The organism is Streptomyces sp. NPDC041068 (genome assembly GCF_040647455.1).
Lineage (GTDB): Bacteria > Actinomycetota > Actinomycetes > Streptomycetales > Streptomycetaceae > Streptomyces.
Genome location: NZ_JBEZCG010000005.1, coordinates 24,937 through 37,931 on the forward strand (window position 1 = coordinate 24,937; position 12,995 = coordinate 37,931).

General features: G+C 71.2%; 14 protein-coding genes. 6 read left to right on the forward strand and 8 right to left on the reverse strand.

Annotated features, from left to right (window positions below):
• Positions 1-96: 96 nt before the first annotated feature.
• On the forward strand, positions 97-444 hold the full coding sequence (locus AB0B50_RS12540; RefSeq protein WP_362329236.1) for a rhodanese-like domain-containing protein: 348 nt from the start codon (positions 97-99) through the stop codon (positions 442-444).
• 23 nt (positions 445-467) lie between these two features.
• Here the strand turns inward: AB0B50_RS12540 and AB0B50_RS12545 are convergent, their stop codons facing one another.
• The 6 genes from AB0B50_RS12545 to paaA form a co-directional block, all read right to left on the reverse strand.
• Entirely contained in the window at positions 468-1,601 is a 1,134-nt protein-coding gene (locus AB0B50_RS12545; protein WP_362329238.1) for an acyl-CoA dehydrogenase family protein, read from the reverse strand.
• Between the two features lie 165 nt (positions 1,602-1,766).
• The gene (locus tag AB0B50_RS12550) at positions 1,767-2,843 is read right to left on the reverse strand and encodes a 2Fe-2S iron-sulfur cluster-binding protein (protein ID WP_362329240.1); all 1,077 of its coding nucleotides are present in this window, start codon (positions 2,841-2,843) and stop codon (positions 1,767-1,769) included.
• Positions 2,843-3,343, reverse strand: coding sequence for a 1,2-phenylacetyl-CoA epoxidase subunit PaaD (gene paaD, locus AB0B50_RS12555; protein ID WP_362329242.1), 501 nt, complete (start codon positions 3,341-3,343; stop codon positions 2,843-2,845). The genes AB0B50_RS12550 and paaD overlap by 1 nt, the downstream gene beginning before the upstream one ends.
• The gene (gene paaC / locus AB0B50_RS12560) at positions 3,337-4,083 is read right to left on the reverse strand and encodes a 1,2-phenylacetyl-CoA epoxidase subunit PaaC (protein WP_362329244.1); all 747 of its coding nucleotides are present in this window, start codon (positions 4,081-4,083) and stop codon (positions 3,337-3,339) included. The genes paaD and paaC overlap by 7 nt, the downstream gene beginning before the upstream one ends.
• Positions 4,080-4,370 carry a 1,2-phenylacetyl-CoA epoxidase subunit PaaB gene (paaB, locus tag AB0B50_RS12565; RefSeq protein WP_362329246.1) on the reverse strand — a complete coding sequence of 97 codons (291 nt, stop codon included), beginning with the start codon at positions 4,368-4,370 and terminating at the stop codon, positions 4,080-4,082. The genes paaC and paaB overlap by 4 nt, the downstream gene beginning before the upstream one ends.
• Positions 4,367-5,377, reverse strand: coding sequence for a 1,2-phenylacetyl-CoA epoxidase subunit PaaA (gene paaA / locus AB0B50_RS12570; protein WP_362329248.1), 1,011 nt, complete (start codon positions 5,375-5,377; stop codon positions 4,367-4,369). The genes paaB and paaA overlap by 4 nt, the downstream gene beginning before the upstream one ends.
• Positions 5,378-5,561: 184 nt before the next feature.
• On the opposite strand from paaA, the gene AB0B50_RS12575 reads away from it, so the two are divergent.
• The 3 genes from AB0B50_RS12575 to AB0B50_RS12585 are packed head-to-tail and all read left to right on the forward strand — an operon-like array spanning position 5,562 to position 8,361.
• Entirely contained in the window at positions 5,562-6,320 is a 759-nt protein-coding gene (locus AB0B50_RS12575) for a DUF5819 family protein (RefSeq protein WP_362329251.1), read from the forward strand.
• Complete coding sequence (locus AB0B50_RS12580; protein WP_362329254.1) at positions 6,317-7,567, forward strand: HTTM domain-containing protein; 1,251 nt, start codon at positions 6,317-6,319, stop codon at positions 7,565-7,567. The genes AB0B50_RS12575 and AB0B50_RS12580 overlap by 4 nt, the downstream gene beginning before the upstream one ends.
• Positions 7,564-8,361: a TrmH family RNA methyltransferase gene (locus AB0B50_RS12585; protein ID WP_362329257.1), complete on the forward strand. Its 798-nt coding sequence runs from the start codon at positions 7,564-7,566 to the stop codon at positions 8,359-8,361. The genes AB0B50_RS12580 and AB0B50_RS12585 overlap by 4 nt, the downstream gene beginning before the upstream one ends.
• A 22-nt stretch (positions 8,362-8,383) precedes the next feature.
• Here AB0B50_RS12585 and paaN read toward each other — a convergent pair whose 3' ends face one another.
• Entirely contained in the window at positions 8,384-10,075 is a 1,692-nt protein-coding gene (gene paaN / locus AB0B50_RS12590) for a phenylacetic acid degradation protein PaaN (protein WP_362329259.1), read from the reverse strand.
• A gap of 195 nt (positions 10,076-10,270) precedes the next feature.
• Between paaN and AB0B50_RS12595 the strand changes: the two genes are divergently transcribed.
• Positions 10,271-11,782: a 3-hydroxyacyl-CoA dehydrogenase gene (locus AB0B50_RS12595; protein ID WP_362329262.1), complete on the forward strand. Its 1,512-nt coding sequence runs from the start codon at positions 10,271-10,273 to the stop codon at positions 11,780-11,782.
• Positions 11,779-12,372 carry a TetR/AcrR family transcriptional regulator gene (locus tag AB0B50_RS12600; RefSeq protein ID WP_362329266.1) on the forward strand — a complete coding sequence of 198 codons (594 nt, stop codon included), beginning with the start codon at positions 11,779-11,781 and terminating at the stop codon, positions 12,370-12,372. The genes AB0B50_RS12595 and AB0B50_RS12600 overlap by 4 nt, the downstream gene beginning before the upstream one ends.
• Positions 12,373-12,408: 36 nt before the next feature.
• Here AB0B50_RS12600 and AB0B50_RS12605 read toward each other — a convergent pair whose 3' ends face one another.
• Positions 12,409-12,924: an Lrp/AsnC family transcriptional regulator gene (locus tag AB0B50_RS12605; RefSeq protein WP_362330386.1), complete on the reverse strand. Its 516-nt coding sequence runs from the start codon at positions 12,922-12,924 to the stop codon at positions 12,409-12,411.
• Positions 12,925-12,995 lie beyond the last annotated feature (71 nt).

The following is a 12,995-nucleotide window of genomic DNA, read 5'->3' on the forward strand; positions in this document are numbered from 1 at the left end:
GACCGCGTGGCCGGTCTGTGCGGCTGACCGCGTGGCCGGTCTGTGCGGCTGACCGCGCAGACCGTACGGCGGTGCCCGTCCGGTAGCGTCGGGGGCATGGTTTTTGGTTCTCAGGTGCCCACGGTCGGCGTGGACGAGCTCGCGGGTGACGACTTTCTGCTGGACGTCCGTGAGGACGACGAATGGCAGGCGGGCCACGCGGCGGGCGCCTTGCACCTTCCGATGAGCGAATTCGTCGCGCGGTACGGCGAGTTGACCGAGGCCGCGCCGCAGGACGGCAGGGTCAATGTGATCTGCCGGTCCGGCGGGCGCTCCGCCCAGGTCACCATGTACCTCGGGCAGCAGGGCATCGACGCGGTGAACGTCGCCGGTGGCATGGAGGCCTGGGCGGCGGCCGGGCGGCCCGTCGTCGACGACAAGGGCCAGCCGGGCACCGTGGTCTGAGTCGGCCGAGCGGCTGGTCCGAGTCAGCCGAGCGCGTGGGCGGCCAGGAGGTCGCCCAGTGCTTCCTCGTGCGCCGCGGCGGGGCCCAGGGAGAGCTCCAGCTGCTTGGCCCAGGCGTGATAGCGGTGCAAGGGGTAGTCGGTGTCGGCGCCGAAGCCGCCGTGCAGGTGCTGGGCCGTTTGCGCGACCCTTCGTACGCCCTCGGAGGCCCAGATCTTGGCCACGGCCACGTCTCCCGTCGTGGGCAGGGCGCCGTCCGCTCCGGTGCTGACGCGCCAGGCGGCCTGCCAGAGGGTGACCTCCATCGCGCGCAGGTCGATGTAGCGGTCGGCGGCCTGCATGGCCACGGCCTGGAACGTGGCCACGGGGTGGCCGAACTGCTCCCGCTTGCCGGTGTATTCGCTCGTCATGCCGAGCACGCCCTCACCGAGGCCGAGGGCGAGCGCGCAGGTCCCGGTGGCGAGCAGGTCCCGCAGCCGGTCCCAGGCCCCGTCGGCGTCGATGACGTCGGTCGCCGCGATGTGCACGGCCGTCAGGCGGAGTTGGCCGAGCCGCTCACCGGTGGTGGAGATCTGCTCGGCGACGGTGACTCCCTCGTGGCCGCGGGGGACGAGCGCGAGGACGGCGCGGCCCTCGGGGGTGTGGGCGGGGACGACGACGAGGTCGGCGTCGAGCGCCCAGGGCACCCCTGTCTGGAGCCCGTCCAGGACCCAGCTGCCGCCGTCGCGCTGGGCCGTGACGGCGAGCTCGGCGGGGTCGTGGCCGGTGCGGCCGTTCGCCGCGACGGTGAGGACGAGTTCGCCGCGGGCGGCCGCCGGGAGGATCCGTCGCCTCAACTCGTCGCCGCCGTGGGCCTGTACGGCCGATGCGGCGGCGCTGCTCTCCAGGAGCGGGACCCGCGCGAGCACCTTCGCGGACTCGCGCAGGACCAGGCACAGGGCGATGGCGTCCAGGCCCACGCCGCCGTGCTCGGGGTCGATGAGCACGCCGAGCAGGTCGGATTCGGCGAGCCGGGACCACAGGGCGCGATCGAAGTCCTCGGCGACGGCGCCGGGGGTGAGGGCGGGGCTCGGCACCCCGTCCGGCGCGACGTCGACGAAGAGGGCCTTCGCCGCCTCGACCACGGCCTGCTGTTCCTCGGTGAAGGTGAAGTCCACTGCCTGTCCTCCCGCTTCAGATCTGACGGTCCGTCAAGATAGAACAGGTTCTACGGGAAGGGAACAGGCAGAGGGGACGACAGGAGGGACCGTCGGCAGGATGGGCGGGAACAGGCGACAGGACAGGCAGGGGAAGGCGACAGGACAAGAAGGGGAAGGGCGGGCTCAGCGGTCGAAGTCCAACTCCACGGTGTCCGTGGCCGGATGGGACTGGCACGCCAGCACATAGCCGGCCTCCGTCTCCTCCGGTTCCAGCGCGAAGTTCCGGTCCATCCGCACCTCGCCCGAGACCCGGAAGGCCCGACAGGTGCCGCACACACCGCCCTTGCAGGCATAGGGTGCGTCGGCGCGGTTGCGCAGCACCGTCTCCAGGAGGGTCTCGCCGTCGCGGACGGGCCAGGTGCCCGAACGGCCGTCGAGCGTCACCGTCACCGTGCTGTGCTCGGGCGCGGGTGACGTGGGTGACGTGGCCGCCGCGGGGACACCGCCGTCGACGTGGAAGATCTCCTCGTGGATGCGGCGGCGCTCCACACCGAGCCCGCGCAGCGTCCGCTCGGCACCCTGCACCAGGCCGAACGGACCGCACAGGAACCAGCCCTCGATCTCGTCCACGGGCAGCAGTGCGGGCAGGAGTCGGGCGAGCCGCTCGTCGTCGAGCCGTCCGGAGTCGAGGCCCGCCTGCTGCTCCTCGCGGGAGAGCGCCGTGACCAGCTGGAACCGGTCGGGCCAGCGGTCCTTGAGGTCGGCGACCTCCTCCAGGAACATCGTCGACGCGGCGGTGCGGTCGCTGCGTATCAGGCAGAAGTCCGCCTGCGGTTCGCGCTCCAGGAGTGTCGTGACGATGGAGAGCACCGGGGTGATGCCGCTGCCGCCGACGATCGCCGCATAGCGTCCGGGCGCCGGGTCCAGGGTGAAGCGCCCTGCGGGCGTCATCACCTCCAGCTCGTCGCCGACGGCGACTTCCTTGAAGGCGTACGTCGAGAAGGCGCCGTCCTCGACGAGGCGTACGCCGACGCGCAGGCTCCGGGGTTCTCCCTGGGCGTCCGGGTGCGGTGCCGGGGAGCAGATCGAGTACGTACGTCGGATCTCGGTGCCGTCGGCGAAGCGGCGCAGGGCGAGGTGCTGGCCGGGGACGAAGCGGAACTCCTCGCGCAGCGCGGGCGGTACGTCGAACGTCAGCGTCACGGAGTCGTCGGTGAGCCGGTCGACCGCCGCTACCCGGAGCGGGTGGAAGCGGGCCATCACAACTCCTTGAAGTGGTCGAAGGGTTCACGGCAGGAGGCGCAGCGACGCAGCGCCTTGCAGGCCGTGGACGAGAAGCGGCTGAGCAGTTCGGTGTCGGTCGAGCCGCAGTGCGGGCAGCGGATCGACAGGCTCAGGGGGACGGGGCCGTCGGCCGGGTGGGAGCGCGGGGGCGCGATGCCGAACTCGGCCAGCTTGCGGCGGCCTTCGGCGCTGATGTCGTCCGTCGACCAGGCGGGGGAGAGGACCGTGTGCACCGCGACCTCGGCCATTCCGCGGTCGTGCAGTACCCGCTCGATGTCGGCGGTCATGGCCTCTATCGCGGGGCAGCCGGTGTACGTGGGGGTCAGGTCGACGTCGACCTTGCCGGGGCCGAGCACCCGGACACCGCGGACCACGCCGAGCTCGGCCAGGGTCAGCACCGGCAGCTCCGGGTCGGGCACCGAGCCCGCGAGGGCCAGGAGCTCGGCCTCCAGCGCGGTGGGCGCGGTCGTCACCATGACGCCCCCGGGTGGCTGCGGTGCAGATGCTGCATCTCGGCGAGCATCCGCCCGAACGGTTCGGTGTGCAGGCCCTGGCGTCCGGCGCCCGCCGTCCACGCACCGGTCTGCGGTCCCTCGGGCACGGTCAGCGTGGCACGCTCGACGACCGCCGTGACCGAGGCCGTCCAACTCTCCCGCAGCGACGGCCAGTCGGCCTCCAGGGCGGCCACCGGCTGGAACATCTCGCCGGTGTACCGCCACAGGGCGTCGAGGCCGCGCTGCATGCGCTCGTGGCTCTCGGCCGTGCCGTCGCCGAGGCGCAGGGTCCACTGCTCGGCGTGGTCCTGGTGGTAGGCGACCTCCTTGACGGCCTTCGCCGCCAGGTGGGCGAAGGGGCCGTCGCCCGCCGCCAACTGGCCGTACAGCAGGGTTTGGTACGTGGAGAAGTAGAGCTGACGGGCGATGGTGTGCGCGAAGTCGCCGTTCGGCTGCTCGACCAGCTGGAGGTTGCGGAAGGCGCGCTCCTCGCGGAGATACGCCAACTCGTCCTCGTCACCGGCCATGGAGAGCAGGATGCGGGCCTGACCGAGGAGGTCGAGGGCGATGTTCGCCAGGGCGACCTCCTCTTCGAGGACGGGGGCGTGTCCGGCCCACTCCCCCAGGCGGTGGGAGAGCACCAGCGCGTCGTCGCCGAGGGCCAGGGCGGGGAGGGCCGAGGCTTCCGTGACGGTCGCGGCGGCGTCGGTGGAGGCGGTCACAGGTGCTTCACCCCCTCCGGGATGTCGTAGAACGTCGGGTGGCGGTAGGGCTTGTCGCCGGCCGGTTCGAAGAAGGAGTCCTTCTCGTCCGGGGACGAGGCGGTGATCTCGGTGGACGGCACCACCCAGATGGAGACGCCCTCGCTTCTGCGGGTGTACAGATCGCGGGCGTTGCGCAGGGCCATCTCCGCGTCGGGGGCGTGCAGGCTGCCCGCGTGGGTGTGGGAGAGCCCGCGGCGGGAGCGGACGAACACCTCCCACAGCGGCCATTCGGTCGTGCTGCTCATGCTGTTGCCCCTCCGTGCTTCTCGCCGTGCTTCGTCGCGTACGCGGCGGCGGCCTCTCGGACCCACGCGCCCTCCTCATGGGCGCGCCTGCGCTGGGTGATGCGCTGGTCGTTGCAGGGGCCGTTGCCCTTGAGGACGTCCCAGAACTCGGTCCAGTCGATGGGGCCGAAGTCGTAGTGACCCCGCTGCTCGTTCCACACCAAGTCCGGGTCGGGGAGCGTCAGTCCGAGTGATTCGGCCTGGGGGACGCAGATGTCCACGAAGCGCTGGCGCAACTCGTCGTTCGAGTGGCGCTTGATCTTCCACGTCATCGACTGCTCGGAGTGCGAGGACTCGTCGTCGGGCGGGCCGAACATCATCAGCGAGGGCCACCACCAGCGGTTCACGGCGTCCTGCGCCATGTCGTGCTGGGCCTGGGTGCCGCGGCTGAGGGCGAGCAACGACTCGTACCCCTGGCGCTGGTGGAAGGACTCCTCCTTGCAGACGCGGACCATCGCGCGGGCGTAGGGACCGTACGAACAGCGGCACAGCGGGACCTGGTTGGTGATGGCGGCGCCGTCCACGAGCCAGCCGATCGCGCCGACGTCGGCCCAGGTCAGCGTGGGGTAGTTGAAGATCGACGAGTACTTCTGGCGGCCCGCGTGCAGCTTGTCGAGGAGCTCGTCACGGCTGGTGCCGAGGGTCTCGGCGGCGCTGTAGAGATACAGGCCGTGACCGGCCTCGTCCTGCACCTTCGCCATGAGGATCGCCTTGCGCCGCAGCGAGGGCGCGCGCGTGATCCAGTTGGCCTCCGGCTGCATGCCGATGATCTCGGAGTGTGCGTGCTGCGCGATCTGGCGGACCAGGGACGCGCGATAGGCGTCCGGCATCCAGTCGCGTGGCTCGATGCGCTCGTCGGCGGCGACCGCCGCGTCGAAGGCGGCCTGGTGCTCCGCCGCGTGCGCGGCCATGGACGCGGCCTCGTCCGGCTCCGTCCCCGCCGCCTGGTGTGCGGCTGCTGTCGCCATCTCGGTCCCCCTCGACCTTGAGCGAACCTACCGACCGATCGTTCGGTTCGTTGAATTCAATGGTGCGGCGCGGCGCCATAAGGTGTCAACCCTGTGGATAACTTCACGGATGCTGTGCGGGGCGGGCAGGCCTGAGTACCGTTCCGGCGGCAGGGTTCGGTGCGGGAACGGGGAACGGGGCGGAATGGACGGGTACGACAAGGGATCCGGTGGCGGGCCCGCCGGACCCGACGACCCAGGGCCCGCGGTCCGCGTGGGCATCGCCGGGCTCAAGCTCGGCCATCAGATCGCCGCGGCATGCGCCCTGGCGGTCATCGCCGTGGTCGCCGTCGTCCACACGGGGATGCTCTTCCTCCACGTCGCGCCCTCGAACACCCTGACCAAGCAGCACGGCGACGTGGTCGACGAGTGGATATACCCCGAGTTCGAGCAGAACTGGAAGCTCTTCGCGCCCAACCCGCTCCAGCAGAACGTCGCGGTGCAGGTCCGAGCGGAGCTCCGTACGGCCGGAGGAGGCGTACGGACCACGGACTGGTACGACCTCTCCGCGATGGACGGCGCCGGGATCGACGGCAGTCTGCTGCCCAGCCACACGCAGCAGAACGAGCTGCGCAGGGCCTGGGACTTCTATGTGGGCTCGCACGACGCGCAGAATCGTCCCGTCGGCCTGCGGGGCCAGCTCTCCGAGCGCTACGTCCGCCGCATCGCGTACATGCGCCTGGAACGGGAGGCGCCGGGCGGCAAGGGCGACGAGATCGCGCGCGTGCAGCTGCGCTCGAAGACCACGAACGTGCGGCCGCCGAAGTGGAGCGACGAGAAGGTCTCCGCCAAGCCGGTGTACCGCCTGCTCCCCTGGTGGACGGTGACGCCGGAGGACCTGCCGCTCTCGGACGCGAAGCTGCCGGACGCGAAGCTTCCGGGCGCGAAGGGGAGTGACCGGTGAGTCGGTTCGCACGTCCGCTGGGACAAGGGCTCGGCAAGGCCACCGGATACGCCCTCGGGCCGTATCAGACCGCGGTGATCCGCATCGGCTTCGCGGCCACCTGGCTGTTCTTCCTGCTGCGCGAATTCCCCCACCGCCATGAGATGTACGGGCCCGACGGCCCCTGGAACTGGGACATGGCGCAGCAGCTCGTCTCGAGCAACGGCGCCTTCACCGCGTTGATGTGGTCGGACGGGCAGATCTGGTTCGAGGCCGTCTACGCGCTGGCGATGCTGAGCAGCGCCCTGCTGCTGCTCGGCTGGCACACGCGCGCGATGTCCGTGCTCTTCATGATCGGCGTGCTGTCGCTGCAGAACCGCAGCATCTTCATCGGGGACGGCGGCGACAACGTCATCCATCTGATGGCGACGTATCTGGTCTTCACGCGGTGCGGCCAGGTCTGGTCGCTGGACGCGCGGCGTGCGGCACGCGCGCGCGTGGCGGACGTGGCGGACGCCAACAGGGTGGGGCCCGTCCTGTGGTGGGTGCTCGGTCTCGGGCTTTCCGTCGTCACGTTCATGGGAGAACTCAGCGGCGGCTGGCTGCTGTTCTTCTGGGGGATGTGGCTGGCGCACGGCCTGTGGTGGGCCGCTGGGCGACGGGGACCGGAGAGCGAACTGCGCAAGCTCCTCGACGTCGTGGCCAACATCGCCCACAACGCCGGACTGCTCGTGATCATGGTCGAGGCCTGTCTGATCTACGCGACGGCCGGCTGGTACAAGATCCAGGGCACCCGATGGCAGGACGGCACGGCCGTCTACTACCCGCTGAACCTCGACTACTTCTCCCCCTGGCCCGCCCTCTCCGACCTGCTCTCGTCGCACGGCCTCATGGTGATGCTGGTGACGTACGGGACGGTCGTCGTGCAGGTGGCCTTCCCCTTCACGCTCTTCAACCGCCGGGTCAAGAACGTCCTGCTGGCGGCCATGATGTTCGAGCACGCCGTGATCGCGGTCGTCCTGGGTCTGCCGTTCTTCTCGCTGGCGATGATCGCGGCCGACGCCGTGTTCCTTCCGACGTCGTTCCTGCGGCGCCTGGGCGGTTGGGTGGCACGCGCGCGTGGAGCGGTGGTTTCCCGCGTTGCGCTCCCCCGTGCCGGCCATGCCGGCCGTGCCGAGAACCGGGGCGCCATGCCGGAGCAGCGCGCGTCGGGCGACGAGCCGGGCACGGAGCCCACCGAGCAGGCGCGCGTAGGCTTCACACCATGAACGGCACGGACGGGACGTACGGGGTGGACGGGTCGGACCCCGAGGGCGCCGTACGCGCCTGGCGCGGGCTGGCCGACGGCTCCGTGCTGCTCGACGGCTTCCACGCGATCAAGCACGCGCTGCGCTTCGAGGCGCGGGTGCCTCTCGCGCTGACCAGTGACCGGGCCGCCGTCCTCGCCCTGGCGGACGACCTCGCGCCGGACGTGCGGGACGCGCTCGACGGGCTGCTGGTGCAGGTCGAGGACGAGCGGCTGCGCGCTCTCGTGCCCCGACTGCACCCCACGGCGGTCGCCGCGCTCGCGGTGCGTCCCTCGCGTACGGCCAATCTGGCGGTGCTGGGGCGGCTGCCGAGGACCGCTCCGGTCGTCGTGCTCGACGATCCGCGCAATCTCGGCAACGCGGGGGCGGTGATCCGGCTCGCCGCGGGGTTCGGGGCGACCGGGGTCGTCACGACCGGCACGCTCGATCCCTGGCACCCCACTGTCGTGCGCGGCGGGGCCGGCCTGCACTTCGCGACCGCCGTGGAGCGGATGGAGGTCGCGGAGCTGCCGCCGGGCCCGGTGTTCGCGCTCGACGCGGAGGGCGAGGACATCCGGGGGCTGAAGCTCCCGGACGACGCCGTGCTCGCCTTCGGGTCCGAGCGCAGCGGCCTGTCGGCCGAACTGCGGGACCGCGCCGATCACTTGGTGTCCCTGCCGATGCGCCCGCAGGTCTCCAGCTACAACCTGGCGACGAGCGTCGGCATGGCGCTCTTCCACTGGTCGGCGGGCAGGCCTCCGGGGCCGGAGGCCTGAACCCGCCGCGGACGTCGGGGCGTCAGGCGTCCCTGCGGATCTCCACCACGCGGAAGCGGTTGGCCACGAACGCGCCGTCGCACAGCGCGGCGTTCGCCGCGGGGTTGCCGCCCGAGCCGTGGAAGTCGGAGAACGCCGCCGTCTGGTTCACATAGACGCCGCCCGTGAGGTTCAGGGACAGCTGGGCGCACTCCTCGAGGCAGGTCTCCTCGACGGCGGCGGAGAGCTCGTCCGACGTGGTGTACGCCCCGACGGTCATCGCTCCCTTGTCGCGCACCGTGCGGCGCAGCAGCTCCACCGCGTCCGCCGCCGAGTCGACGGCGACCGCGAAGGAGACCGGGCCGAAGCACTCGCTGAGGTAGGCCGCCTCGGCGTCGGGCTTCGCGCCGTCCAGCTTGACGATCACCGGGGTGCGGACCACGGCGTCCGGGAACTCGGGGTTGGCGATCTCCCGTGAGGCCAGGGCGACTTCGCCGAGCCCGGCGGCCGCCTCCAGGCGGGCCTTCACGTCCGGGTTGACCAGCGCGCCGAGGATGCCGTTCGCCCGGGCGTCGTCGCCGAGCAGGCCGTTCACGGAGGCCGCGAGGTCGGACACCACGTCGTCGTACGACTTGGCGCCCGCGTCCGTCGCGATGCCCTCGCGCGGGATCAGGAGGTTCTGCGGGGTGGTGCACATCTGGCCGCTGTAGAGGGACAGGGAGAAGGCGAGGTTGGCCAGCATTCCCTTGTAGTTGTCCGTCGACTCCACGACGACCGTGTTGACCCCGGCCTTCTCCGTGTAGACCTGCGCCTGGCGGGCGTTGGCCTCCAGCCAGTCGCCGAACGCCGTCGATCCGGTGTAGTCGATCAGCTTGATCTCGGGGCGCACCGCGAGGGTCTTGGCGATGCCCTCTCCGGGCCGTTCGGCCGCCAGGCAGACGAGGTTCGGGTCGAAGCCCGCATCGGCGAGGACCTCGCGGGCGATGCGGACCGTGAGCGCGAGGGGCAGCACCGCGCGCGGGTGGGGCTTGACCAGGACGGGGTTGCCGGTGGCGAGCGAGGCGAACAGGCCGGGGTAGCCGTTCCACGTCGGGAAGGTGTTGCAGCCGATCATCAGGGAGATGCCGCGCGCGACGGGCGTGAACCGCTTGTTCATCGGGAGGGGGTCGCGCTTGCCCTGGGGCTTGGTCCACTCGGCGGCGTCGGGGGTGCGGGACTGCTCGACGTACGCATACGCGACCGCTTCCAGGCCGCGGTCCTGGGCGTGCGGGCCGCCCGCCTGGAAGGCCATCATGAAGGCCTGGCCGCTGGTGTGCATGACCGCGTGCGCGAACTCGTGCGTGCGGGCGCTGATCCGCGACAGGATCTCCAGACAGACCATCGCGCGCGCTTCCGCGCCCGCGTCGCGCCAGGCGCGCATCCCGGCGCGCATGGCGGGCAGCAGGGTGTCGATGTCCGGGTGGGGGTACGTGATCCCCAACTCGGGTCCGTACGGCGACACTTCGCCGCCCACCCAGTCGTCCGTGCCGGGCTGGTCGAGGTCGAAGCGGGTGCCCTGGAGGGCGTCGAAGGCGGCCTTGCCCTCGGGCAGGCTCAGACTGCCGTCCTCGCCGTACGCCTTGGGGTGTTCGGGGTGCGGGGACCAGTACGCGCGCGTGCGGATGGTCTCCAGCGCCTGGTCGAGGGTGGGCCGGTGCTTGGCGATGAGGTCGTGCGCGGTGAGTTCGGCGGCCATGACGGACCAACTCCTCGTCGGTCAGCTCTTCGTCGAGCTGGCGAACTGGGCAGGGACGGTGGGCAGGGACGTGCAGACAGAGCTAGAGTAACCGAACGATCGGTCGGGACAAGAGGGTCTGCCAAACCTGTGGACAACTTCTCCACGGCCACCCCCGAAACCCCCGGCCGAAGGCCGTGCGGGAGGATCGCGAGCATGACAGCACTCGAGCTCACCAGCGCCGTTGCCGTGGTCGGTACCGGAACCATGGGGCAGGGCATCGCGCAGGTCGCCCTGGTCGCGGGCCACCCCGTGCGGCTGTACGACGCCGCGCCCGACCGCGCGAAGGCGGCGGCCGACGCGATCGGGGCCCGGCTGGACCGGCTCGTCGAGAAGGGCAGGCTCTCGGCCGAGGACCGCGCCGCCGCCGACGGCAGGCTCACGGCGGCCGCGAGCCTCGCGGAACTCGCCGACTGCGGTCTCGTCGTCGAGGCGGTCCTGGAGCAACTGGACGTCAAACAGCGGCTGTTCCAAGACCTCGAAGATGTCGTGTCCGAGGACTGTCTGCTGGCGACCAACACCTCGTCCCTGTCCGTGACCGCCATCGCGGGCGCGCTGCGCGAGCCGGGGCGTTTCGTCGGCCTGCACTTCTTCAACCCCGCGCCGCTGCTCCCCCTCGTCGAGGTCGTCAGCGGCTTCGCGACGGACGGGTCGGCCGCCACGCGCGCGTACGAGACCGCGAAGGCCTGGGGCAAGACCCCGGTGCGCTGCGCGGACACCCCCGGCTTCGTCGTCAACCGCGTCGCGCGGCCCTTCTACGCCGAGGCCCTGCGCCTGTACGAGGAGCGGGTCGCCGACCCCGCCACGATCGACGCCGTCCTGCGCGAGTGCGGCGGCTTCAAGATGGGCCCCTTCGAGCTCACCGACCTCATCGGCCAGGACGTCAACGAAGCGGTCACACGCTCCGTGTGGGACTCCTTCTTCCAGGACCCCAAGTTCACGCCCTCGCTCGCGCAGCGCCGCCTCGTCGAGTCGCGCCGCCTCGGCCGCAAGTCGGGACAGGGCTGGTACGCGTACGGGGACGACGCCCCGCGCGCGGAGCCGCACACCGCGGATGCCGCGAAGGCCCCGGAGTCCGTCGTCGTCGACGGCGACCTCTTCCCGGCGGACGCGCTCGTCGACCTCATCAGGTCGGCGGGCATTCGGATCAAGCGTGGCCCGGGAGTCCCGAGCTCCCCGGGCCACATCGAACTCCCCAGCGGCACACGGCTCGCCCTGGCCGACGGCTCGGCCGCCGACACCGATACGGAGCCCACGATCCACTTCGACCTCGCGCTGGACTACCGGGCCGCGACCCGCATCGCCCTGGCGCCGTCGAGCAGGGTGAGCGAGCAGGGCCTGAAGGAGGCGATCGGCCTCTTCCAGGCGCTCGGCAAGAAAGTCAGCGTCATCGGGCACACCCCGGGGATGATCGTGGCCCGCACGGTGTGGATGCTCGTCGACTTCGCCCACGACGCCGTGGGGCGCGAGGTGGCGCGGGCCGAGGACGTCGACACCGCCATGCGGCTCGGCGTCAACTACCCGCTCGGACCGATCGAATGGGGCCGTCGGCTCACCGCGTACCGCGTGGCGGAGGCGCTGGACCTCCTGCACGACGAGTACCCCACAGGGCGTTACGCGCCCTCCCAGGCCCTGCGGCGCCAGGCCGTGCGAGAGGAGTACTCATGACCACCGCCCGGCGGGACACGTACACCCCGGAGACACTGCTCGGCGTGGCCGTCAGGGTCTTCAACGAGCGGGGCTACGACGGCACGTCCATGGAGCACCTCTCCAAGGCGGCCGGCATCTCCAAGTCCTCGATCTACCACCACGTGACGGGCAAGGAGGAGCTGCTGCGCCGTGCCGTGAGCCGGGCGCTCGACGGCCTCTTCGGGATCCTCGCCGAGGAGCACGCGCGCGTGGGCAGTGCGGTGCAGCGCCTGGAGCACGTCACGCGCCGCACGGTGGAGGTCCTGGTCGCCGAACTGCCCTATGTGACGCTGCTGCTGCGGGTGCGCGGCAACACGGACACCGAGCGCTGGGCCATGGAGCGGCGCAGGGAGTTCGACCAGCAGGTGGCCGAGCTGCTGAAGGAGGCCGTCGCGGACGGCGATCTGCGCTCCGACGTCGAACTGCGCCTGGCCACCCGGCTGCTCTTCGGAATGATCAATTCCATCGTCGAGTGGTACCGGCCGGAGAGCCGCGGTGCCGCCAACGGCGCACAAATCGCCGACGCGGTCGTGCAGTTGGCCTTCGCAGGGCTGCGCGCCGAACGCTGAACCAGCCGCGCGGAAGCGCATGCCCTGGCCGGGGAGTCAGCTCTCCGGCTCCATGTCGTCCTCCTCGAAGACCAGCAACGTACGCGTGCTGAGTACTTCGGGGATGGACTGCAGCCGGGTGAGCACCAGTTCGCGCAGGGCGCGGTTGTCCGGCGTGTGCACCAGGAGCAGTACGTCGAAGTCGCCGCTGACCAGCGCGATGTGGGACGCACCGGGGAGTGCGCGCAGATGCTCGCGCACCGTACGCCAGGTGTTCTGAACGATCTTGAGCGTGATGTACGCGGACGCGCCCTGCCCGGCGCGCTCGTGGTTGATCCGCGCTCCGAAGCCCCGGATGACGCCGTCGTCGATCAGGCGGTTGATGCGCGCGTACGCGTTGGCCCGTGACACGTGGACGCGTTCGGCCACGGAGCGTATCGACGCGCGACCGTCCGTGTGCAGGATCTGCAGGATGTCGCGGTCGATGGCGTCCAGGGGCCTGGGCTCGGGACGGGGCTCGGGGCGCGTCTCCGACCGGGGTTCCGGGCGGTCGCTGTCGTGCCGGTCGGCCATTCGTTCAGATGCCATGTCCCCCCGCCTCCCTACCATGGACGTACTGCATCCATCCCAGGCTGTGCAGAACC